The organism is Streptomyces atroolivaceus (assembly GCF_000717025.1).
Classification (GTDB): Bacteria; Actinomycetota; Actinomycetes; order Streptomycetales; family Streptomycetaceae; genus Streptomyces; species Streptomyces atroolivaceus.
In genome coordinates this window covers 64,434-86,748 of record NZ_JNXG01000006.1, presented here as the reverse complement: position 1 = coordinate 86,748, position 22,315 = coordinate 64,434, and the positions used below count along the sequence as shown (strand labels likewise).

The window sequence follows — 22,315 nt, the reverse complement described above, 5'->3', positions numbered from 1 at the left end:
GCTGGTTCAGCCTGTCATGGCGAGGTTGTGCATGGTTGCGACGGCCTGGACGGCGTGGTGGAGTCCGTCTCCTTTCTGACGGCAGTCGCGGAGGATTTTCCAGTTCTTCATGCGGGCGAAGGTGTGCTCGACGCGGGCGTGGACGCGTCGGTGTTCGGCGTTGTCCTCCTCCTGGCCGCGCAGGAGTGGGCGTCCGGCTCTTCTGCGGTGCGGGACGATCAAGCCGGTTCAGGTAGGCGCCGTCTGCGATGACCGTTGTCCCGGCCGCGATGGCGGGCAGGTCCGATTCTCGCCAGGCGTGGGCGTCGGCCTTGTTCCCGGGGACGGGGCCGGCTGAGGCGATCACCAGGCGGCTGTCCGCATCGATGATGACCTGCACGTTCGCCGAGAACCGACAGTAGCCCCACCGCCCAGTGTGCCAGCGCCTCCACCTGGACAGTGGTCGTAGTCGGCCCGGCTCCCGCCTCGGATACCGTGTTCCTCTACGGGGTGCCATAACGGATGTGACGCCCGCCACCGGAGGTAGTCAGCGTATGAGTTCAAAGCGCAGCAAGAATCCAGCCCTGCCCGTACTTGACGACGCATTCCGACTCGCGTCGGTCAAGGACGCCGAAGAGTCCACCCGTGACTTGGCCGCGCGGCTGGCCACCACCGAGCTGCGCCGCGTTTCCCACCCGGGCCGGGTCACCTGGGAGCCCACCGATCAGGCCGAGCCCGTGCCGGTTCCGCCGACTGTGGTCGACGGTGACGGGGACCTGTGGCTGCGGGACCGGGGCACTGGCACCTGGACCATGCCCGAGTTCAACCCGAAGGAGTTCCCAGCCCGCTGCGGCGAGGTTCTGACGTGGAACCAGCTTGCCTGCGAGTTCGGCCCGCTTACCGCACTGGCCGACGACCGCCGCATCGGCGGCGGCCGGCGTCGCTGACCGCGCCGCCTTCCGGGATGACCGCGCCTCTGAAGCGCCCGTTACGGGTAGCTGGGAGCTCCAGCTCGCCGCCGAGGTCGATCATGGCGGCGAGCAGGTGAGCGTGGGGGTCGGTCACGATGTCTCCATGTTGCAGCCGAATACGTCGTCGCTGTCCGTGGGGTCGGGGTGGAAGAAGTGGGTGTAGCGGAGTCCGGTCTCCGGAGTGATGTTGAACACCGCGTATAGGTGCTGCGGGTCAGCGCCGGTGACGGCGGCCTCTTCGAGGATTCGGTCCTCGCGAAGTTGCTGGGCGGTGACCGGTAGGCCGCGCAGCAGAGGCTGCATCCAGCCGGTTGTGACCGGGGCCCGGGTGTGCGCGGTCTGCGAGCTGATGAACACGTGAGGGTTGCGGGTATGTGGCCAGCTCTGGTGCCGGAGGCGGATGTAGTCGACGGCGGCCTTGCCGGGTGAAGGCGTCGAGGGGGTGATCGATGTCGCTGAGCGTGAGCCGGCCGCGGGTGAAGTCGATGGCGGTCAGGGGCAGCGCTCGGGCCTGGTGCGGGTAGAGCGCATGGATGCCGACGAGGGCGATCAGCAGCTTCCGGGTAGGCGGCCAGCACGTCGAAGTAGATTGACCCGTACGCCGACAACGACCGAACCAAGACCGTCGTCCGACGCCACGTCGCGCCGGGCGAGGCCGTTCCGCTGCACCCGAAGCGGTCGGATCCGCCGGGCACTACGAAACGAATCTCGCGAGTAGGACAAGGCCATGTGGAACGAGTAGGCCTTCGGGATGCCGACGTGGGCGAGAATCTGCCCTTCGTCTCCCCAGTCGCCCTCGGCACCTCAGCGAAGCCGGGCTCGTCGCCCTCGACAGCACCGCCCTCGACGACGAGACCGCTCACGCCCCGAAGGACCGGCTGCAACAGCTCTGGATCAACTCCGGCATCACCCCGTTCCGACGAGAGCCGGGCCTCGCGGGCCCGACTTCCGGGTCCCAGGGTGTGGCGGGTCTGCACCAACAGCGGCCTCGCCGCTTCCGCGACTCAGTGAGCGCTTGATTCTCGCTTGTCTGTTCTATTTGTCCTAGCCGTTGCGGGCCTGGCGCCAGGCTTCGAGGGTGGGGTGGATGAGTTCCCGGCGGGCGTCGGACAGGTCGCTGGGATAAGACCGTGAGGGCTGCATGATGCCTGCGTACGCGGCGGCAGTCGGACTGGGCAGGGCGTGTGCGGGGGTGCCGTGTGCACCGGGGCGTGCGTTGTCGATCTGGTGCGAACCGGTGGGTTCTAAACGAGACGGGAGGTCCTGGGAGGAACCCGGCGCAGCGGATCCAGGCACGGGGCTCCGCTCTCCCAGCCAAGACCTGGTCCGCAGCGTCCTGGACCGACTTGCCGCCGGTATGGCCGCCTATTCCGCCCGGCAGACCGAGCAGAGCCTGGACGACCTCACCGATGCTGCTGCCGCATCCGACAGGGCCGCATTCCTCGGCACCACCACCTCGACGGGAGCCCTCGCGTGACCGAGCTCAGTGGCGCGGACGTCCGCCCGGCCGGGTCTCACGCACTGGACCGGCAGAGAGTACAGCAAGGAGCAGCCCTTTCCGCTGGAGTGGTCGGGGGCTGCTCGTGTGCCGTCGGCCAGGGGATTGGTGCTGTTCAGCGGTCGAGTGGTCAGGAGGTCTGCGGGGTCCGGCCGGCCCCTGCCTTCGACGCGTCGAACACCCCGGGCGAGTTGCCGTAAGCACACCGTCACCCTCACCATGGAGTTCTCGTCCGGACGCTGACCCATCCGGCTCATCCGGTCTTTTGCCGGGGACGAAAGGCGTGCCGCTCATGGCCAGGTACTTTGAAAACTGCGCGGGCGAACTGGCCTCCGACGCGCTGTCCGGCTTCGCGCGCGCCCACGCGGATCTCGTGGGGTACGACGCCGCCGACGGATTCGTCACGGCCCTGCACACCGCACCGGCGCGGACGGTGGGTCTGCTCTCGGGTGGAGGGGCGGGGCACGAGCCTCTGCACGCCGGATACGTCGGGGCGGGAATGCTCGACGCCGCCTGCCCCGGGAGGATCTTCGCCTCTCCGCACAACCGGCAGATCTTCCGGGCGTCCCTCGCTGTGGCCAGGCCGGAAGGCGTGCTGCACGTGGTCAAGAACTACACGGGGGACCGGATCAATTTCGGTATCGCCGCCGAACGGCTCGCCGATGCGGGGGTCGCCTGCGGGCGCGTCCTGGTCGACGACGACCTCGCTTCCGACTCCGAGGAGATAGCCGCCGGACGCCGTGGCACAGGTGCCACTCTCCTGGTGGAGAAGGTCCTGGGCGGTGCTGCGGACAGGGGAATGGGACTCGGCGGACTGGTCGATCTCGGCACCAGCGTGGCGGCCCGGTGCCGGACTCTCGCAGTCGCTTCCGCCGCTCACCACGCACCGGCCGACGGCGAGCCCGCGTTCGCTCTGCCGCCCGGTGAACTCGAGTACGGCGTGGGAATCCACGGAGAGCGTGCCGACCGGACCAGGAGCTGGCAGCCGTTGGGTGCACTGGTGGAGGACATGGTCGGCGCTCTGCTGGACGCACTGCGCCCTGGCCCCGAAGAGCCGGTGGTCGCTCTGGTCAACGGCCTGGGGGCGGTCACGTCACTCGAGCTCTACGGCATATTCGGTGAACTCGACCGGGTTCTTGAGGCACGGCGGGTGCGTCTGGTCCGGCACCTCGTCGGCAACTACGTTACGGCTCTCGACATGCGGGGCTTCTCCCTGACCCTTATGGTCGCCGACCGGGTCGTGCTGGACTTCTACGATGCGCCGGTCCGCACGCCGGCGCTGTCCTGGTGAGGTCCGTACATGCCGGATCCCGCAGTGTCACCACAGGAGCAGGAGGACGAGACCATGGCGCACGCCGCTTTCGACGGCATACAGACCCTTGCCTGGATGCGTGACTTCACGCAGTCCGTGTACGCCACCGAAGCCGAGCTGACCGCGCTCGACCAGCGGGCGGGAGACGGTGACTTCGGCGCGAACCTCGCCGCCGGGGTCAGGGCTTCCGGTCTGCGGTGCGACCGCATGGAAGGACCGACCGGTCCCGCGGAGACCTTGGGCGCCATGGCAGATGCCTTCCTCGACGAGATCGGGGGGACCAGCGGTCCCCTGTTCGGCCTGCTGTTCCAGGCGTTGAGCAGGGCCGCCGCCGGCTCCGGGCCCGACCTGACCACGGCCTCGCTTGCCGAAGGCGCCGCCCGGGGCTTGGCCGCCATCCGTCGTGTGGGGGATGCCTCACCAGGGGACAAGACACTGGTCGACGCACTCGCTCCGGCTGCCGCCGCGTTGCTGGCGACGAAGGACTCGCCTCCCGCGGAGGCCCTGGCCGGGGCGGCGGAGGCTGCCTGGGAGGGGGTGCGGGACACGGCGTCCCTGACGGCACGCATGGGCCGGGCGAGCTACCTGGGTCAAAGGGCGACGGGCATCCCGGACCCGGGGGCGGTCGGCGTCGCTCTGCTCTTCGCCTCCGCCGGCGGAACCGTGGACACTCTGGCGCACCATGTGATCATCGGCTGACCGCTTTCTCAGGCCAGGGCCCGGCGTCCGCGGCTGAGCCGAGCCGCTCTACGCGCCGATCCGGTGTCTGGCCCATGACACTAGTTCGTCCTCGGCAAGACTCTTGACCCACAGATCGGCCTGCTCCGCCTCCAGCCCCGGTGGGCACGGTCCGATCCCGATGACGCGGAGACCTGCCCGCCGTGCGGACTGCATGCCGGTGAACGAATCCTCCACGGCCAGGGTCTGCTCGGGCGGTACGCCGCAGAGACGCGCGGCCTCCCTGTAGACATCGGGCTCCGGCTTCGGCCGTAGCACCTCGCCGGCGACCACGACGTGGTCGAAGCAACGGAGGAGCCCCGCCCGCTCGAGGCACGACTCCACCATCGTCCGGGGACAGTTGCTCGCCACGGCGAGAGGGACACGGCCGACGGCCAGCCGGACCAGGGCGGCGGCTCCGGGCATGGTGACCGGGTCCTGGTCGACCAGCGCGGTGAAGGTGCTGAGGAGCGTGTCCGTGAAGTCGTCCACGAGGTCCGGCTTCCCGGCCTCCTCGGCCATGAGCGTTCCGCACTGGGTGAAGTGCACGCCCTTGGCCCGGTCTGCGAAGCCGGCCGGCGGTTTGACGCCGAACACCCGGAAAGTGACATTCCGGGCCTCCTGCCAGTGTCGCTCGGTGTCCATCAGGGTCCCGTCGCAGTCGAAGACGATGGCGGACGGGGACCAGGAAAGGATGGGATGAACTGTCATGTGACTGCCGTTCTCAGAGGCTGCGCCGACCGGCGGCACAGGCGCAGACGGGTGCCTGGATGGGTCATCCATTCGGGGAAATGAAGCGGAAGTGTGCGTGGCCGCACCACTCATGCGCGACGTGACGTTTTCGTGCGCGTCAGGGAGACGCGACCGTCCCTTTTGACCGACTCCGAAACATCGTAGTCATTACGTTAATTTGGCCCTCCGAACTCCGCAATCACCATTTCGAGTGACGCGAATATTCCAGAGAATATGGCCGCCTCCTTCGCGCGCGGTGCGGACTGCTCCACGGAGAACAGGCAATTGGCCTGATGAGCGACGGCCTCCAGGGGCGACGCCGTACCGGCCGGGGTGACGTTCAGACTCCCTGCGAAACGATTCTGCACAGCAGGCAGCGAATTCACGGAAGTCGGCCCCAAGCGTGCGCGGTCGAAGAATAATAGGATCTTCCTCGCGCTGTGGTCGAGCTCTCCAGGCGGAGGTGCTAGCGCCCTCATCGCAACTTTTGGAACATACGAACGAAAGTGGAACTGAAGTGCAGGACAGGGCCCGCGCCACCCGTAAAGAGCTGCTCGAATCAGCAGCACATCTATTTATCGAACGAGGATATGCGGGAACGAGTGTCAATGACATAAGTGATCACTCCGGAAAAACGAGTGGAGCGATCTATTTCCATTACTCCAGCAAGGAGAAGCTGGCGCTTGCGGTGATCCATGAGCAGTTCGCTACCTGGCCACAACTCGCGGCTCCCTACTCCGCGCCCGACATCCCTCCGCTGGAGAAGTTGGTCGTACTCAGCTTCGGTGTCGCACGGTCCCTCAGTGAGGACGTCGTGGCGCGCGCGGGCGCGCGCCTGTGGGCGGAGCGCCGCACCATGAAGTCCCCCGTACCCACGCCGTTCGGCGGATGGGCCCTGGCCGTCACCCGGCTTCTCGCCCAGGCCCGCACACGAGGTGAGTTGGCGGACGGGGTCGCACCGTCGTCCGCGGCGGTGGCGCTCGTGTACTCCTTCTTCGGCCTCTGCACGCTGAACGAGGAGATGCCGGGCGGTCCGAACTGGACGGTGCGGCTGGATCAGTGGTGGCTGCTCATGCTCAAGTCTTTGCAGGCGGAGCCGGAGCCGGCCGTTCTGCTCGCGCGTGCTCGGGGGCGGATTCCTACCCTGCCGGAGGACCTGGCTCCGCGTCGCGGCTGACGAGGTCCCGCACTCGTCGGCCTCGGCGCCGGCGTCCTCCGACACCGGCGCGGAGTGGACGGCGCCCGCAGCTTCGAGCCAGGCGGTCCACGCCCCTCGCGGAGGAACTGCGCTTCCCGCCCGCCCTGGAGCGTGCCTGGCGCGTCCACGGCTATTACGGCTCACTCAGCCAGAACGCGAAGGCGGTCTACCAGAGATACATGGGCTGGTTCGACGGCAACCCCGCCCACCTGTGGCAGCACCCTCCGTGTGAGGCGGCGGAGCGGTACGCCACGTTCATGGGCGGGGCGAACGCCGTGGTCGACAAGGCCCGCGCGTCGTTCGAAGCCGGTGACCTGCGCTGGACCGCGGAGGTGCTCGGCCAGCCCGAGCACGCGGACGCCCGCACCCTGCAGGCCTCGGCCTTCGAACGGCTGGGCAACGGGCGGAGTGCGGCCCGTGGCGCAACTTCTACCTCATGGGCGCCGCGGAGCTACGTGACGGCGTACTCGGCACCCCCTCCCGAGGAGCCCCCGACATCGTTGCCGCGCTGACGCCTGCTGCGGGGTGGTGGGGCTGGCTGGTGGTGGGCGCCGTCGAGGGGAAGCGGGCGGCGCTGCCCTGGCCCGGCATGTCCGCCCGTCGCGAGACAGCCCGGCCGTCCTACCTCCTCAACGCCGCCCCCACCACCCGCTGATCCCACTGACCGCTGGCGCCCTTCCATACACCGGGACCGCCGGTCACCTGGGCAACCGGCGGGGACAAGCAATCGACCGAGGGGACGCCGTCGGAGCCTGTTGAGGGGATTGGCCTGGGCGACGGCCACCGCGGGTCGTACCGGCGTTCTCGGGACGGTGAGGCCGAAGTATTCGACTGGGGCACTCAGGGCACTGGGTGCGTCCTTCCTCACAGTGCAATTTCTGCAGGTCAGGCCGCCGTCGCGGGCTGGGGTGCCAGCTGCTCGGCCATCCAGGGTGCCTTCGGCCGGAGCAACGCTTGACCCGGCCTTTTTGCGCCGTCCAGAAATGGCGTAGATCAGGGTTCAGGTGAAGTGTCCATGGCGAAATACTGTGACTATGGGCTTATCACCGGTTGTCGGTCATCCCGCTGTCGCTGTCTTCCGCGAGCCCCGAGGCGGGCAACCCGCTCCGGTGTTAGGACCACGAGTCGATGCTGCGGCGCAACAGGCCGTGCGCGTGCTGGAGAGGGTGCCGACGCACGCCAGAGCTGTCGAGCGGACCTTCGCAGTGCGGCGCGCCGCCTCTACTGCCAGCGAATTGGTAGCCGTGCTGTCGGACCAGGCTCCGGCTGTGGTCGGTGAGGAACTGCCCGCCGAATCGATCAGCCAGTCCTTCTTCCGAGTCCGTGAAGGAGAGCTGTCCGATCAGCAAGCCGCCCTCCACGGCGTCCTGGTCGTCCACCGCGCTCTGGAAGACCTGTGTGAAGCTCCGCTGTCGGGTGGGGACCTTGCTCTGGAGCTAGCCGGGATGCGTCAGGCGGTGGTTGACCTCACCGGCGCGACGCCGCGCCCCGACCTCGCCTCTGCCCCGCCGGAGAACGTTCCAGAGCCTGGTACGGGAGCGTCCTTGAAGGACGTGTGGCACGCTCGATGGCTCATCGGCCACCAGGCCCATGTCCTGTTCAACGTCTGCGCTGCGGTCGCCGTGGCCGACGCCGCTGGTCATGTGCGGCACGGCAACAATGACGCCGCACTGGCGCGGCTGGCAGATGCGACGGTGTACGTGCGGGGTTTCCCTGCGGCCATGACTCATGCCAGTACGATCCCGGCCGACTACTACATGGCGGCGATACGCCAGACCATGGCGCCTCCGTCTGTGGAGGTCCCGCTGAGCGGGCGCCAACACCGCGGATACAAGCTGTTCCGGGCGGCGATGAAGGACCTGCTGTCGGTGCTTCCCGACTCCTACGAGCATTTGGCGGCCCGGTCACCGGAGCTGGCCGAGGCGCGGGGAGCTCTCCTGGAAGCCGACATCATCGACGGTGAACGGCACGTCACCCTCGCGTACTCGATGGTGCATCTGCACCGTTCCATCGCCCAGAAACCCGAGGGGCCCGACAACGCCGTCGCCGAACTACGCCTCATGCGCCATTGACGCGCTGCCCAGTACGCCTCCCTGATCCGCTTCGGGGACCCCTACATCGCCGACGCCGTGGACGGCCTGCGCCACTTGTGATCTGCGCCACCGCCGCCCACACCACCCCGGCAGGAGACCCTGATGCCCGAGACGCCGCCCCACACCACCCAGAGCACCGTCGTCGCCGACCGGGACCTGGGTCCGGCAGATACAGAGGCGTGCGAACGGCTGGCCCGCACTCTGTGCAGCGACGGGCGCACCCAGGTCGACAGCCCCGAATGGGTGGCACACGCCCGGGACTCCTGGGAGGAGCTTCCGCTGCTACTACGCCGCGAGATACGCCGGTTTCGCAGGCATTCCGGCCCGAACGGCACCTTGGTGATCAGCGGCCTGCCCGTCGACCAGGCGGCCCTGCCCCCGACACCGGCCGTACCCGGCTCGGTCCAGCGCCAGGCCACCATCCCGGCCGCCATGCTCACCATGGTGGCCTGCGGACTCGGAGAGCCTCTCGCCTACCTGGCTGAGAAATCCGGCGCCCTCGTACAGGACGTCGTGCCCGTGCCTGGGCAGGAAACCTTCCACGGCAACGCCGGATCGGTGCCGCTGTCCTTCCACACCGAGAACGGCTTCCATCCCCACCCACCCGACTACGTGGCCTTTCTGTGCCTGCGCGCCGACCACGACCAGATCGCCGGGATGCGGGTCGCCGGCCTCCGGCAAGTCCTGCCGCACCTCACTCCAGCCAGCCGCCAGGCCCTGTTCGCACCTGAGTTCCTCACCACACCACCTCCCTCCTTCGCCTCCGAGGCCGACGCGAGCCAGGCAGATGCCAAGCCCCGACCGGTGCTGTCCGGGGCAGCTGAGGATCCCGACATACGCATGGCCCAGCTCGTCACCACCCCGCTCACCCCTCGGGCTTCCACCGCCCTGGCCGAGTTCGGCCGCGCCTGCGAGGCGACCTCCCGCACCCTGCGCCTGACACCCGGCGACCTCGTCGTCCTCGACAACCGCGTCACCGTCCACGGCCGCACCGCCTTCCACCCCCGATACGACGGAGCGGACCGCTGGCTGCAACGCACCTACGTCACCACCGACCTGCGCCGCTCCCGCGACCACCGCCCCCACGACGGCCACATACTCACCCGGTGACCAGCCTGCAAGAAGACAGGCACCGCTGCTGCCCTCGTCGAAGCCGACAACGGTTCTGGGAGGCCCTCAGTCGGCGCGCTGCGAGGTATGGCAGGCGAGGGCGGTGGATCCGCCGCGACCAGCTCCCGCATCCGGGACAGATGGCCACAGCCGCCGTGCTTCGGGCCTCGATGTGTACCGCCTCGTCGTTCGGTGCTTCGGTCACTGTTTCCCCGCCAGATCGTCGCGAAATCGGGTGACGAGGAGGCGGTCGGTAGAGTGCCCGGGGTGCTGGCTGTCTGGTCGGTGCCTTTTGGGGGGATGAGCGAGACGAGGAACATGCCGGAACAAGCGAGCGTGCCTGCGATAGCACTGGACGATCCCCTGGTCGCATCGGTCGAGGCGGCGCGGATGGCGGCGGTGCGCCGTTACGACATCCTCGACACCCCACCGGACGGCGCATACGACCGGGTCGCGGCTCTGGCCGCGCGGCTGTTCGAGGTGCCGGTGGCCACGGTGACGATCGTGGACGAGGACCGCATCTGGTTCAAGGCCACGCACGGCCTGGAAGGCGTCACCGAGATCGGCCGCGATCCCGGGCTGTGCGCCTCGGCAGTGCTGGCCGATGACACCACCGTCATCCCTGACACGTTGCTGGACCCGGTCGCCTGCTCCAACCCGCTGGTCGCCGGCCCGATGGGGGTGCGGTTCTACGCCGCCGCTCCCATCATCACCGCGGACGGTTACCGGCTGGGCACGGTCAACATCCTCGACACCCGCCCCCGCGAGATCAGTGAGGTCGACGCCTCCGCCCTCGGGGACCTGGCCGCCGTGGTGTGTGACCAACTGGAGTTGAGGCTCTCGGCGTTGCACGTGGTGCGCGTCGAGCAGGAGCGCCGCAAGGTCGAGCAGGACAAACGCCAGGCGGAGGAAGAGGCCAGGCAGCGTGCGGAGCGGGACAGGGCGGCCATCGCCGCGTTCGCCTCGACCCTGCAGCGCACCCTGGTGCCTCCCGCACTGCCCGCGGTACCAGGGCTGGAACTGGCCTGCCATTACAAGACCGCATCCCCGCAGGAGGTGGGCGGCGACTTCTACGACGTCTTCCCCGTCGGCGGAGGCCGGTGGGCTTTCTTCCTGGGCGATGTGTGCGGGAAAGGCGCTGAAGCCGCCTCGGTCACCTCACTGACCCGCTACACGCTGCGGGCTGCAGCCCTCGTCGACGCGGATCCCACAGCCGCGCTGAAGGCACTTAACACGGCGCTGCTGCTGGACGCGGCGGTTGGCACCCGCTTCTGCACCGCCGTCTTCGGCCTGCTGGACCCCGCCGGGGACGGCGGTTTCACGGTCACGCTGGCCACCGGCGGTCACCCGCCCGCCTACCACCTGCGCCCCACCGAGGACGGCGGTGTGCGAGTCGAAGCGGCCCGCGCCAAGGGCGGCATGCTGGTCGGCGCGTTCGCCGAAGCCGTCTTCGCCTCACGCACCCTGCACCTGGCACCCGGCGAGGGACTGCTGCTGTACACCGACGGGCTGACCGAGGCCCGAACCTCTGAAGGCCACATGCTCGCCGATACGGGCCTGACCGACTTCCTGGCCCGACGGCGGGGACCGGTGAGCGCCGGCGTCCTGATCGACGACACCGTCGCACTGCTGGACACACTCCCTGACACCGAACGCGACGACGTGGCCCTACTGGCCCTGTCCGTTCCCACCCCCGGTGCCGCTCCCGCAGGCATCACCACCACCGCTCACAGCGCCGCCGCCCCTACCGCCGACGTCGCCGCCGGGCAGGAGAACCGACGCCCATGACCGACGTATTCCACATCGACGTCCCGTACACCGACGGCCCCTTGGCGGTGATCGCACTGTCCGGCGAATTCGACATCACCACCGCACCCGCCGTACGGTCCCGCGCCCTGGACCTCATCGCGGCGGGACATCCCGACCTGGTCGCCGACCTGACGGGCGTCACCTTCTGTGACTCCTCTGGGCTGGGAGCCCTCATCGGTATCTGGCGCTGCGCCAAGGACGCCGAAGGCTCCCTCACCCTGGCGGCCATTCCCGAACGGCTGGGCCGCCTGCTCAGCGTCACCGGGATGGACACCTTCCTGCCCGCCTACCCCAGCACCGATGCCGCGCTCGTGGCACGCCGGGGCCACCGCTCCACCGCCTGAAATCCCCTCACGCGCGCAACCGGTTTCGCGAATTCGCCTGGCACGGCACAGCGTCACGGCCGAGCGCGCGGGGTATGACCGAGCGCGCGCCGCGACCTACGTACTGATCGCGACGCGCGCTCGGCTGCTCTGCCAGAGCGCCACACATCGGCGCGGCGGCTTCGGCCGAGCCCCCCCCGCACCCCCGGATCAACGCCCGGGAGTGATTCAACCAATTGAAGATCATTTCGTTAGGAGTTATCAGACGTCGAACGGCCCTGCTCCAGTTTCCTGGAGCCAGGGCCTTCTCGGTTCTTCTGGGCACGAACTCTCCACCTTCCCGGTTCGCCTTACGTCACCACGCCGGTCGCCGCGCGGCCCGCAGCGGGACACACCTTGCTGCTGCTGTCACGTACGGCCCGGCAGTACACCGCCAGCGGCAGGAGTTCCTGCACCATCAGGGACGCGGACGAGTTCGCCACAACACCGTCCGAGAAATTCCTCGTAGCGCTCGAGGACCTCGGACCGGACGGAGTCGGCCGACTCCGGGAGAAGGCCAACGCGCGCACCCCGGCAGTCTCACCGCGGGCGACCTGAAGGTCGTGTGCGGTATCACGGCCGGCGACCTCACCCCTGGGGAAGGCACGTACGGGGTCCACCAGGATCTTCACGCACATTGGCGGCGGTGTCGCCCGCCGCACGCCGCCGCGGTGGCCCTGTCCGCAGGGAAGCACGACAGCGCCGGCTCCCCGGGATGCGGGAGCCGGCGCTGCCTCTGTCAGTGGCTACGGGGTGACGCAGCCGATCGAGCCGACCGGGAGGTTGTTGCCGGTCGATGTCGCTGTGAATCCGAAGGTGACGCTGCCGTCCGGTGGGATGGACCGGTTGTAGTCGAGACTCCTGACCGTGACCGTGCCGTCGGACCCAGTGGTCAGCGCGCCGTTCCACACGCTGCTGACCTTGGCTCCGGCGCCGGGTGTCCACCTCACCGCCCAGCCGTCACGCGCCGTCGCGCCGTGGTTCATGACCTCGACGGACCCCTGGAACCCACCGCTCCAGGAGTTGGTCACGCGGTAGACGGCCATGCACCCGCTGTGCGGGTCGGTCGGCGTGGGGGTCGGGTCCGGGGTCGGCGTGGGGTCCGGCGTGGGCGTCGGGTTCGGGGTGCCGCCCGAGCCCCGGATGCCGGTGACCTCGCCGTTGCCGCCGTCGAAGACGACGTCGGAGCAGGAGAAGAAGTTCTCCTGACTGTCGGAGCGCACCCACTGGATGAACATCACCGCGTCACCCGAGCGGCCCGAGGGCAGGTCCAGATCCCAGTAGTAGTGGCCGCCGTCCGTGCCCGGGGAGCCCGTCTGGGGCGGGTTGGTCACGGTCTCGATCAAGTCCAGGTCGTCCCAGCCCAGCTCGGTGCTGGGCGAGTAGCCGGGCTTGGACAGGTACACCCGGAAGGAGCCTGGGTGCGCGGCCCAGTTGCTGTGCTTGACCTGGATCGTCCGGCCGGCCGTCAGGTGCGTCCGGGGCCAGTCGGAGCGGGCGGCGTTGTATCCGGTGAAGTTGTACGGCGACCGGTCGCCGGCGCTGCACAGCTTTCCGTCCGGGACGTAACCGGCCCCTCGTCCACCCGCGTTGGAGTCGAGCACGGCGAACCAGTTGTACAGCGCCGTCGAGCCGCTCTCGCTGAGCGCGGCCTTGCACGCCGGGTTGGTCGGGTCCAGGGAGCCGGTGCTGGTCTTGGCGTCCAGCCAGCAGAGGTAGGTACGCGAGCCCGGAGTCATCGCCACGCCGTGAGCCTGCGCGTTGCCCTGGCCGAGCAGGGTCAGGGCGATTCCGCCGAGCAGGGTCGCGAACACCGCCGCCAGGGAAACAAGTTGTCTCTTGCGTCGAGCCATGGTGTCTCCTGTGTCTGTGTGGGGACTTCTTCCGATGGCGCCTGTCTGCTTCTGTCACCGTCCAATGAGGGAACCCTCGCTCTGCGGGGAAGGCGCCCGCCTTGTTGGGCGAGGGATCTGGGGTGCCGTGCGCGGACCGGGGAGGCGGTGGGCCGGGGCAGCTCGGCGGCGAGGCGAGCAGGGAGCGCGGGGCCCGCCCCGTACTGCGGGGAGGTGAGGGGGCGGGCCGTGGCCGCGTGACGGACTCAGGCGCAGCGGGCGCCGTTGAGGCTGAATCCGGACGGCTGCGAGAACGTGCCGCTGTAGGTCCCCTGGAAACCGAACGTCTGGCTGGCGCCGGCCGCTATCCGGGCGCTGTGCGCGAGGCCGGTCGCCGTCACCGCTCCGGACGCCCCGCTGACGGTGGCGTTCCACGCGTTGGTGAGGCGTTGCCCGGAGGGCAGGGTGAAGGACAGCTTCCAGGAGTCGACGGGCGTCGAACCGGTGTTGGCGACCGTGACGTCGGCGGTGAAACCGCCGGTCCAGACGTTCGTCGCGTAGGTCACCTTGCAGGCCGTCACGGGGTCCCCGGGCCCACCCGGATCGCCGGTGCCCGGAGTCCCGAGGTTCACGGCCGAGGAGAAGGAGTTCACCGCGAGCCCGGCACCGTTCTGCCATGGCTCGAAGCCGGCCTGGACACTGGTGAGATACCAGTTGTTCTGGGCCATGCCGCGGGAGACGGTGTTCCGGACGAAGTCCATGACGTCGAAGCTCCAGCTGGCGACGGCCGACGGGGCGACGAAGGAGATGACGTCGTTGGAGCCGTTGCTGCCCGTCCACACCTGCCAGGTGCGCCCGCCCACGGAGGCGGTGCCGACCTGCGAGCCGATCGGCTGGATCGGGCCGACCTTGTTGAACCAGATCATGATCTCGGTGCGGCTCACCCCGTCCTTCTTGGGCGTGGGGTCCAGCCAGATGTCGTACGACGCGTTGTACACGGCGTCGCCGACATAGCCGTAGGAGATGCTGCTGGGGGCGCTGGCGATACCGCTGACCTGCGCCGGGAGATTCGTCCCGGGCGAACAGTTGGTGTAGTGACAGCCGTTGAAGACCGATGGATAGGACTTCGGGGCGCCGTTCGTGGGGGCGGAGCCGTCGGCCTGGGTCACCCTGAAGCCGCTGTCGGTAGCGGTGACGCACTGGGGGGCGCTGGTACCCCAGCGGTTGTTCTGGACCACGTAGCGGCCCTGGATCGTCGTCGAACCGTACTGTTCGCAGATCAGGGTGTCCGCGTGGGCCGCCGGAGCAGCGGCCAGGACGGCCGCCACGGTGGCGAGAGCGAGGAGCAGCGCGCCGAGCAGGCTGCGCGAGGTTCTGGGGCTGTGCGGTGACGCTCGCATGCGGGGCCTCTCCAGGAGGGATGACCGGGTGGGGCGATCAGGGATTCGGGAGCGCCCAGCCGTCGTGACCTGGGAGCGCTCCCACCCGCGGTTCGTAGGGACTGTAGGAGCGTTAATGTGTCCCTGACAACCCATCGGAACGTAATGCAGCAAACGGATTCTGGAGGGGCAGGCCAGGGGACCATTCCACTATCTGTTCCGCCTTTCCGGCCTGACGCTGCCGTGGAGCTCCGGCATCGTCGAAGGCCACGTAAACCGGACCAAATGATCAAGCGCCAGATGTACGGCCGGGCCGGCTTCGGCATCTTGCGGAAGCGAGTCCTGCTGGCATCCTGACGGAACTGTCACGATCTCTGCTGGAGTCGCTCGGCAGCCTGAGCGGGGGTGTCGTAGTAGCCAGGCCGAGCCAGCAGGACCGAGCTGAAGTAGTAGCCCTGCGCTTCCTCCGGCTCATCGTCGGCTGCGAACGGACGCCAGAAGCTCAACAGCAAGCCCGGGGCGACAAATGAAGCATCGTCGTCAGGATCTTCCTCGATCGAGGTGAACTCCCCGACGCGCCGGACAACCTCGCGGGCCGGAAGCGCGAATACGTCCACGCCCTGGAACAACACTCGGTCCGTCTGGGACGACGGCCTTCCCAGCTCGGTGGCTTCAAGCATGTCGCGCACGCAGTGGATGCTGATCATCAGCCCACTGGGACGGAAGATGTGCTGCCCCGGCCGATCAGACTCCGAGATCGCGAAGAGATCGCGGAGAGAGTCCAGCGCCGCATCGGCCGCGTGTCGAGTCATACCGATTCGCAACGGGCCAACGCCGGTCGGTGGGACGAGGTCGAAGTCCATACGGGCATGATCCCAAACGGATCTGTCAACCAGCCACGAAGGGCCACCCGGTCCCGACAGGTTACAGAGCGTAAGAGCTCACAGAAGTTGGACCAGAACCTGAAAATGGACAGCAGAGGGACAGCACTTTGGGAGGCACCCTGCCGCACACAGGAATTGAACTGTCCAGAAGACTCGGCAGCGGCCTACACCATCCCGGCTTCTTGCGTGGTGAGGGTTTCCGGCGGTGGGGGGCGTTGAGTTACTCGCGGATCTGGGCGTTCACTGGGGGATGTGCATTGCCGTTGTCAGCGCCCAAGTTGGCGAGCAGGCGTAGTCCGTCCTCGGCGGGGCTGGCAGGGGCCGCGTACAGCACCAGTAGCTCGATGCCTGATTCGTTCGGCAGTGTGAAGTTTTCATGGTGCAGTTCCAGCAGTCCGACCAGAGGGTGCCGGTACGCCTTGCGTCCATGGGTGCGGGCGCGCACGTCCGCGCGGGCCCAGAGGCGACGGAAGCGTTCACTGCCCATCGCCAGTTCGCCGATGAGTGAGGCCAGGCGGGGGTCTTCGGGGTATTTACCAGCGGCCAGGCGCAGGTGCCCGACCGCGTCGAGGGTGCAGTTCTCCCAGCCCGCGTACAGGCCGCGCTCGGCTTCCTCGAGGAAGATGTGCCGGGCGGTGTTCAGGCCCGGCATCGGGCGGCCGTAGAGGAGCCCGGCGAGGCGGTTCCCGGCGAGTACGTCCATGCGGTGGTTCATGATCAGCGCGGGTGCGTCGCCTACCAGGTCCAGGACGCGCAGCAGCTCAGGCCGGACCCGCCCGCTCGGTGCCTTCGCGTGGTGGCGGCGCTGTCGGACAAGCCGGGAGAGGTGTCCACGTTCGGTCTCGTCGAGGTTGAGGACGCGGGCGAGGGCGTCGAGGACCTGCTCGGAGGGCTGGGTCGCGCGGCCCTGCTCCAGGCGTACGTAGTAGTCGACGCTGACTCCGGAGAGGTGCGCGACCTCTTCGCGGCGCAACCCTTCGACCCGGCGGCGGCTGTCGGTGGGGATGCCGGCGGCCGCCGGGTCGACCCGGGAACGCCGGGTCCGCAGGAAGCCCGCGAGATCGTCCATGTGCCCAGTATGGCTTCGGCGGGGGCCGTGAGGGTGGTCCTGCCGTTACCAGGAAGTCCCGTCCGATGGATGAGGAGCCTCTGAATACCGGACGGCGGGGCGTCCAGGATCGGAGGCATCCGATCCGAAGGAGTTCCCATGAAGACGCTCATCGTCTACGCCCACCCGGAGCCGAAGTCGCTCAACGGCTCGCTGAAGGACCTCGCGGTGTCCACGCTGTTGAACGCCGGGCACGAGGTACGGGTGAGTGATCTGTACGCGATGAACTGGAAGGCGGTCGTGGACGCCACGGACTACGGCCCGACGCATCGAGCCCGTTGAAGATCGCCCGGGACTCGGGCCGGTCTTTCGACGCCGGGACGCTCACGCCGGACGTCCGCGCCGAGCAGGAGAAGCTGCTGTGGGCCGACATGATCATCTTTCAGTTCCCGCTGTGGTGGTACACGATGCCCGCGATCCTCAAGGGCTGGGTGGACCGGGTGTTCACCTTCCACTTCGCGTACGGCGTCGGCGAGCACAGCGACACCAGGTACGGCGAGCGCTTCGGCGAAGGCACCCTCGCGGGCCGGAAGGCCGTGCTGTCGGTGACCGTCGGCGGCCTGGAGCCGCACTACGCCGCTCGCGGGATCAGCGGGCCCATCGACGATCTGCTGTTCCCGATCCACCACGGAATCCTCTACTACCCAGGCATCGAGGTGCTGCCGCCGTTCGTGCTGTACGGCGCCGACCGGACGACCACCGAGGACTACCCGGACATCGCCAAGGCCTGGGAACAGCGCCTGCTCACCCTGGAGTCGACCGAGCCGATCGCGTTCCGGCAGCAGAACTTCGGCGACTACGAGATCCCCTCGCTGCACCTGAAGGAGGGACTGGAACCGGCGGGCCGCACGGGTTTCGGGCTGCACGTGCGCGGCTGACCGCCAGAGATGGAACAGGACGAGCTGAGGCGCGGACCCGAGAGAAGTACGAGAGCCGTGGTGACAGTGGCAGCCAGCTACCTGCTCTCGACCACGGGCCACCCCCGCTCCGCAGCTGCATCGAAGCCGGCCTCGAGCCGCGCCTGACAGTCAGTCACGTCCGTCACTGCAATCGGCCTGCGCCGCCCTCCTTCGGGGCGGTGCACCCCTGTGCCTTCGGTTCGGAGACTGGCATGACGGCGCCCCTCCCGGACACAAGCACGCTTACGGGCCGTGGTCGCTTGCAGACAAAGCGCTGTTCATTCTTGTGAACATCGAACAGCGTCGCTCTGGGCGGTTGTGGGCAGTGCCCACGATGCGCGGAACGTCCCTGTCCAGCCGGGCTGCGCTTTCGCTCAGTCCGTGCCGGTATGGAGTGTGCGGGACAGGCCCCGGTCCCCATGACGGGACGCAGTACGGCCGGGGCCGACCGGCCCTTCACAGCGGGGCCGCGAGGACACGCGAGCGGGGGAGCGTCGATGAGTGAATCCGCAGCCACGAAAGCCGAGCCCGACCGTTCCGGCCGGCATCCTTTCGGTGCGCCCTCTGCGGCGCTGCTGGCCCGCGCAGACCACGGAAACGCCCGCTTCCTGGCCCGTGCCGCCGAGCCCGACACCGACACCGGAAGCGGCGCGACGCCCGCCCCGAAGCAGTTTCAAGGGCGGGCGTCGCGCTGATCTGTCAGGCCGTCCACTCGAGTCCGAGGGCGGCGAGATGGGCGAGTTTGTCGGCGGCGAGCTTGGCCCTGCGGGTCTTGCTGTTCGTGAGAAATACCCCCCGTTTCACGGGGGTGTTTCTCGCCGTTGACGACCACGGTTTCGATGTGGGCTCGCGGCACCGCCACGGTCCCGGTGCGGTTCTTGTACTGCTCCAGCGCGAGGACGCCTCGCTCGAAGGCCCGGCCTTCTCCCTGGCCGGCGCGGCGGGCAGAGGTGTCAGCCCGAGACCCTGAAGCCGCTGCCGCTGTTCGGGGAGCAGGTTCTCGCACACGGTGTGTTCGCGCTGCCGGTTGATCCGTGCGCCGACGTCGCAGCCGTGGACGACGGCCCCCGGCAGCACCTCGGTCAGCCCTCGTTCCTCGGAGAGCAAGGCGCGTGCGGTGGCGTAGTGGCGCTGTCACTCGACGGACCACTCCGGGCACCGTCCGGGGCGATGGCCTCCAGCGCGGCCCGCCGCTGCGTGGCCCGCTCCTGATCCTTGCCGAGCCCGTCGGCCTTGTGACGATTGGCGAGCCACTGACCGACCGCCACCCCGTCCATCACGGCGTTCTTCGGGCTGGCGAGGCTGCCGTGCACCGCGGTGATAGAGCGCATACGTGATGCCGTCCTCGCCCAGCTCCACGGACGCGTCCAAGGGCACCTGGGCGTCGCCGGTTTCCTGAGCGTGCTCGAAACGTGTGCGCGGTGCTCCGGCGTGGGAGGTTCTTCGTCCCGAGGCTACGGTTCAAGTCGCGCGACCCCTCCCGTTTCAAGGGCGGCCCACAGAGCGCCGTCGGGACCCAGGGTGATGCCGTGCGGCTCGGACGACGGTGACGGCAAGCTGTACTCGGCGATCTTGCCGCTACCGGTGATGTGGCCAATGCTGTTGGCTCCCCATTCGGTGAACCAGCAGTCACCGGTGGAGGCCGCGACGATGGCGTGGGGTTTGGCCGTACGGTCAGGGAGCGGGAACTCCTTGATCGCGCCGTCCACCGAGATTCTGCCGATCTGGCCAGCTGCGATCTCGACGAACCACAAGGCGGCGCCGTCACTGGTGATGCCCACGGGTGCAGCGCTCGGGGTGGGGAGCGGGTGGATAACGGTGTCTCCGTGGACAGTGATGCGGCCGATCGCGTTCGCCTGGTTGAGGGTGAACCACAGGGCCCCATCAGGGCCTGCGGTGATCGTTGAGGGATAGGCGCCCGTACAGGGAAGGACGAACTCGGTGATCTCTCCCGTGCTGGTGATGCGGCCGATCCGGTCGGTGTTCATCTCCGTGAACCACATCGCATCGTCCGGACCGGCGGTGATCCCGAAGGGCCCACTGTCGGGCGTAGGCACGGGGAAGGAGTCCGTTTCACCGTCGGCGGTGATGCGGCCGATCCGGTGGTCCTGGGACCGGGTGAACCACAGTGCTCCGTCGGGCCCGGGGGTGATGACCGTAGGGCGGCACTCGGGCGATTCCAGGGGGTATTCGTTGAGTTCGCCGTCGAGGGTGAGGCGCGCGATGCGGCCGCTGTGCACGAAGGTGAGCCACAGTGCGCCGTCAGGTCCGGCCGCGATGCCGTACGGCCCAGCGCCCTTGTCTGCCACGGACATCTCGCTTACGGCCACAGCAACTCCTTGGAGAGGGGATCAATCGAGGGTCCCGACCGGTGCCGCAGCTCGGTCTCGCACCAGGTCGAGAATGATCGCGGCGAGGTCAGCCGGCCGGGTCATGGGGACGTTGTGGTTCGAGCTGATGTCGGTCAGTCGGCGGCCAGGGACGGCATCGACGACGGTACGCACTTCGTCGCGCCGCGAGGCGTAAAAACCATGCTCGGCCAGCACGATCGTCATCGGACAGGTGAGGCGGTCGTACACCTCGATGCTCGGGAAGACTTCTGCGTCGGGGTCCACGGCGATGACAGTCGCGATCTCCTCGATGTCCGGACGCCGTACCCACCGATGGTCGCGGTGCAGGAATGAGCGCCGCGTGACCTCTTCGACGAGTTCGTGCCGTGCTCCGGCGTTGAGCCAGTCCCCTTCGGCCTCCCGCGCGCACTGCTCGACATAGGCATGCATCTGGTCGTCGTTCGTTTCCCAGCCGTAGCGGAACATCGTCCGCAAACGGTCCGCCGCCTCGGTGGTCCGCGCAGCGGCATGCTCGGCGAGTGACGCGTTACGGTCATCGAGCACCATGCCGTCCACGATGCAGAGGGCGGCCGGTTCCACGATGCCACTGGCAGTGGCAGCCGTCACCGCGTACCCGCCGGTGGAATGGCCCACCAGCACGGGGCGGTCCCAACCCAGCGCGGTGACGACGCCACCGATGTCTCGCCAGTATTGCTCGGGGCCGTTGGAGTCGAGCCGGGTCTGCCCATGGCCACGCAGGTCGATGGCGATCGGATGACACTCGCTCACCAGACGGGACGCCACATCCGCCCAGGCGGCAGCGTTGTGTCCGCTGCCGTGGACAAGCAGAACCCCCTCACCGTGGCCGCCGAAGTCCACACCCGAAAGGACCCCGTCCACGACGGGGAGTTCGATCTCCGTTCCGATCACCACTGCACCCTGACGACCAGAAGCCAACAAGCGCAACTGCTTTTCGCAGGAGGTCGGCGCGGGGTGAGGATTCCTTCAGGCCGCCGAGAGCGGAGCACACTCCTGCCGCAGTGAATACCGGATTTACTGTGGCTGAGCCTGCACCGTGATCATCGCGACCTGCGGCGGGCCATTCCGGCCGCAGGGGCGAGGTGTACGCATTTACTGCGGCAGTTCCGGGAGGGCGGGACGGGCGTGACGATCGGACCAGTGACCGAACTCGAAGGCGGGGGCGCGTTGCGGTTGCCGTGCGCCCGCGTGGTGCTTCCGTCCGCCCCTCCGGCCACGTACACCGCGGCGGTCGAGCGGGACCTCACCGGCGCGGGCATCGCGAAGTCCTCGCTTTCAGGCTGTGTGGGGGTTCAAAGGGGCGCCCTGACCGGCTCCCTGCGTAGACGATCAGTACTGAGAGCCGCGCGTCAACAATGCCCAGCTCGTGGGTTGTGTGGGCCCTGTGATGCGTTGAGGCCGGTCTTGGTGATCATTCGGGTGCACGCCTGGTGGAAGAGGCCGGGGGCTTCGGGTGGGGCATGGGGTTCGGTTGTGGTGTGGTGAATGGTGAGGGTGCGGCCGGTTCGGGCGAGGTCTGCGCGGGCGATCAGTTGATCGTGGGCGAGAAGTGGGCAGACGTAGTAGCCGTTGATGCGCCGGTGCGTGGGTTTGTACGCCTCGAGGGTGTGGGTGAAGCCGGAGAGGCGTTGGGTGCGGGGTCTGTGCCAGATCAGGTTGTCGAAGGGTCCGACGAAGACAGCTTGGCTATCCGGCTTGCCGGGATCGGCGAGGGCGTCGGGGTGTGTCCAGGTTGCTTCGTTCCAGCCGGGGACTGTGGCGGGGAGCAAGAGGGTGCTCGGGAGGAGCTGGGTGGCGGTGCGGGTGGAGATGCGTAGGTAGTCGGCGAGGTCGCTGGTGGTGGCGACGCCGAGGGCGCGCCCGGCGGTGGTGAGGAGGGTGGTGAGGCAGTCGTTGTCGGGCTGTCGCGTCGGTGTTCAGGCGGGCGGGGAGGTGGCGTTCGGGGAGGTCGAGGAGGCGTTGCCAGCGTGTGGTGCGGTTGACGCAGATGAGGTCGCCGGCCCACAGCATGAACTCGGCGGCTTGTTTGGTCGGGCCCCAGGATCAGCCGTTACTTGCCTTCT

19 protein-coding genes and 7 pseudogenes are annotated in these 22,315 nt (G+C 68.4%); 13 read left to right on the top strand and 13 right to left on the bottom strand.

Translation table 11 applies throughout. The annotated features are described in order from the left end of the window. Positions 1-6: 6 nt before the first annotated feature. Positions 7-394 (bottom strand): annotated as a pseudogene (locus OO67_RS15120) (transposase family protein); the annotation flags it as partial. A gap of 139 nt (positions 395-533) precedes the next feature. Between OO67_RS15120 and OO67_RS15115 the strand changes: the two are divergent. Beyond that, positions 534-926 (top strand): hypothetical protein, encoded by a 393-nt coding sequence (locus OO67_RS15115; protein WP_033300540.1) that lies wholly within the window; start codon positions 534-536, stop codon positions 924-926. A gap of 114 nt (positions 927-1,040) precedes the next feature. Here the strand turns inward: OO67_RS15115 and OO67_RS38580 are convergent, their stop codons facing one another. Beyond that, complete coding sequence (locus tag OO67_RS38580) at positions 1,041-1,253, bottom strand: hypothetical protein (RefSeq protein ID WP_157841679.1); 213 nt, start codon at positions 1,251-1,253, stop codon at positions 1,041-1,043. 551 nt (positions 1,254-1,804) lie between these two features. Here OO67_RS38580 and OO67_RS39760 point away from each other — a divergent pair. Then, a pseudogene (locus OO67_RS39760) lies at positions 1,805-1,969 on the top strand (hypothetical protein); the annotation flags it as partial. Between the two features lie 28 nt (positions 1,970-1,997). On the opposite strand, the pseudogene OO67_RS37985 reads toward OO67_RS39760, so the two are convergent. Continuing rightward, positions 1,998-2,093, bottom strand: a pseudogene (locus OO67_RS37985) (IS5 family transposase); the annotation flags it as partial. Between the two features lie 647 nt (positions 2,094-2,740). On the opposite strand from OO67_RS37985, the gene OO67_RS15105 reads away from it, so the two are divergent. Then, positions 2,741-3,739 carry a dihydroxyacetone kinase subunit DhaK gene (locus tag OO67_RS15105; protein ID WP_033300779.1) on the top strand — a complete coding sequence of 333 codons (999 nt, stop codon included), beginning with the start codon at positions 2,741-2,743 and terminating at the stop codon, positions 3,737-3,739. 54 nt (positions 3,740-3,793) lie between these two features. After that, a complete protein-coding gene (dhaL, locus tag OO67_RS15100) occupies positions 3,794-4,459 on the top strand; it encodes a dihydroxyacetone kinase subunit DhaL (RefSeq protein WP_033300537.1) in 666 nt (221 codons plus the stop codon). Between the two features lie 48 nt (positions 4,460-4,507). On the opposite strand, the gene OO67_RS15095 is transcribed toward dhaL, so the two are convergent. Further along, positions 4,508-5,188: an HAD family hydrolase gene (locus tag OO67_RS15095; RefSeq protein ID WP_033300535.1), complete on the bottom strand. Its 681-nt coding sequence runs from the start codon at positions 5,186-5,188 to the stop codon at positions 4,508-4,510. Positions 5,189-5,726: 538 nt separating this feature from the next. On the opposite strand from OO67_RS15095, the gene OO67_RS15090 reads away from it, so the two are divergent. From OO67_RS15090 to OO67_RS15065, 6 genes and pseudogenes are all read left to right on the top strand, one after another. Beyond that, positions 5,727-6,386 carry a ScbR family autoregulator-binding transcription factor gene (locus OO67_RS15090; RefSeq protein WP_051709411.1) on the top strand — a complete coding sequence of 220 codons (660 nt, stop codon included), beginning with the start codon at positions 5,727-5,729 and terminating at the stop codon, positions 6,384-6,386. A gap of 95 nt (positions 6,387-6,481) precedes the next feature. Further along, positions 6,482-6,921 (top strand): annotated as a pseudogene (locus OO67_RS39755) (alkyl sulfatase dimerization domain-containing protein); the annotation flags it as partial. Positions 6,922-7,561: 640 nt separating this feature from the next. Next, positions 7,562-8,479, top strand: coding sequence for a hypothetical protein (locus OO67_RS15080; protein WP_244300192.1), 918 nt, complete (start codon positions 7,562-7,564; stop codon positions 8,477-8,479). 123 nt (positions 8,480-8,602) lie between these two features. Next, positions 8,603-9,610: a TauD/TfdA family dioxygenase gene (locus OO67_RS15075; RefSeq protein WP_033300532.1), complete on the top strand. Its 1,008-nt coding sequence runs from the start codon at positions 8,603-8,605 to the stop codon at positions 9,608-9,610. A gap of 336 nt (positions 9,611-9,946) precedes the next feature. Then, positions 9,947-11,398, top strand: coding sequence for a PP2C family protein-serine/threonine phosphatase (locus tag OO67_RS15070; RefSeq protein ID WP_244300191.1), 1,452 nt, complete (start codon positions 9,947-9,949; stop codon positions 11,396-11,398). Further along, the gene (locus tag OO67_RS15065; RefSeq protein WP_033300531.1) at positions 11,395-11,763 is read left to right on the top strand and encodes an STAS domain-containing protein; all 369 of its coding nucleotides are present in this window, start codon (positions 11,395-11,397) and stop codon (positions 11,761-11,763) included. The genes OO67_RS15070 and OO67_RS15065 overlap by 4 nt, the downstream gene beginning before the upstream one ends. Positions 11,764-12,092: 329 nt before the next feature. Here OO67_RS15065 and OO67_RS40465 read toward each other — a convergent pair whose 3' ends face one another. The 3 genes from OO67_RS40465 to OO67_RS15055 form a co-directional block, all read right to left on the bottom strand. Then, positions 12,093-12,224, bottom strand: coding sequence for a hypothetical protein (locus OO67_RS40465; RefSeq protein ID WP_279626899.1), 132 nt, complete (start codon positions 12,222-12,224; stop codon positions 12,093-12,095). A gap of 303 nt (positions 12,225-12,527) precedes the next feature. Continuing rightward, complete coding sequence (locus OO67_RS15060) at positions 12,528-13,634, bottom strand: lytic polysaccharide monooxygenase auxiliary activity family 9 protein (RefSeq protein WP_033300530.1); 1,107 nt, start codon at positions 13,632-13,634, stop codon at positions 12,528-12,530. Positions 13,635-13,879: 245 nt separating this feature from the next. Further along, complete coding sequence (locus OO67_RS15055; protein WP_033300529.1) at positions 13,880-15,013, bottom strand: glycoside hydrolase family 12 protein; 1,134 nt, start codon at positions 15,011-15,013, stop codon at positions 13,880-13,882. A gap of 154 nt (positions 15,014-15,167) precedes the next feature. Here OO67_RS15055 and OO67_RS40810 point away from each other — a divergent pair. Next, positions 15,168-15,349, top strand: a pseudogene (locus OO67_RS40810) (ISL3-like element ISAzba9 family transposase); the annotation flags it as partial. Positions 15,350-15,357: 8 nt separating this feature from the next. Here OO67_RS40810 and OO67_RS15050 read toward each other — a convergent pair. Both OO67_RS15050 and OO67_RS15045 read right to left on the bottom strand, forming a co-directional pair. Continuing rightward, positions 15,358-15,855, bottom strand: coding sequence for a hypothetical protein (locus OO67_RS15050; protein WP_033300528.1), 498 nt, complete (start codon positions 15,853-15,855; stop codon positions 15,358-15,360). Positions 15,856-16,096: 241 nt separating this feature from the next. Then, positions 16,097-16,945 carry a helix-turn-helix transcriptional regulator gene (locus tag OO67_RS15045; RefSeq protein ID WP_033300526.1) on the bottom strand — a complete coding sequence of 283 codons (849 nt, stop codon included), beginning with the start codon at positions 16,943-16,945 and terminating at the stop codon, positions 16,097-16,099. A 138-nt stretch (positions 16,946-17,083) separates the two neighbouring features. On the opposite strand from OO67_RS15045, the pseudogene OO67_RS15040 reads away from it, so the two are divergent. Next, a pseudogene (locus OO67_RS15040) lies at positions 17,084-17,862 on the top strand (NAD(P)H-dependent oxidoreductase). A gap of 518 nt (positions 17,863-18,380) precedes the next feature. Further along, positions 18,381-18,578: a hypothetical protein gene (locus OO67_RS38575; RefSeq protein ID WP_157841678.1), complete on the top strand. Its 198-nt coding sequence runs from the start codon at positions 18,381-18,383 to the stop codon at positions 18,576-18,578. Between the two features lie 387 nt (positions 18,579-18,965). On the opposite strand, the gene OO67_RS15030 is transcribed toward OO67_RS38575, so the two are convergent. The 4 genes and pseudogenes from OO67_RS15030 to OO67_RS40805 form a co-directional block, all read right to left on the bottom strand. Further along, positions 18,966-19,214, bottom strand: a complete 249-nt coding sequence (locus OO67_RS15030; protein ID WP_033300522.1) for a helicase associated domain-containing protein — start codon at positions 19,212-19,214, stop codon at positions 18,966-18,968. Positions 19,215-19,337: 123 nt separating this feature from the next. Then, the gene (locus OO67_RS15025; RefSeq protein WP_033300520.1) at positions 19,338-20,213 is read right to left on the bottom strand and encodes a Vgb family protein; all 876 of its coding nucleotides are present in this window, start codon (positions 20,211-20,213) and stop codon (positions 19,338-19,340) included. Between the two features lie 21 nt (positions 20,214-20,234). Next, the gene (locus OO67_RS15020) at positions 20,235-21,143 is read right to left on the bottom strand and encodes an alpha/beta fold hydrolase (protein WP_033300518.1); all 909 of its coding nucleotides are present in this window, start codon (positions 21,141-21,143) and stop codon (positions 20,235-20,237) included. A gap of 458 nt (positions 21,144-21,601) precedes the next feature. After that, positions 21,602-22,090: pseudogene (locus tag OO67_RS40805) on the bottom strand (DNA glycosylase AlkZ-like family protein); the annotation flags it as partial. Positions 22,091-22,315 lie beyond the last annotated feature (225 nt).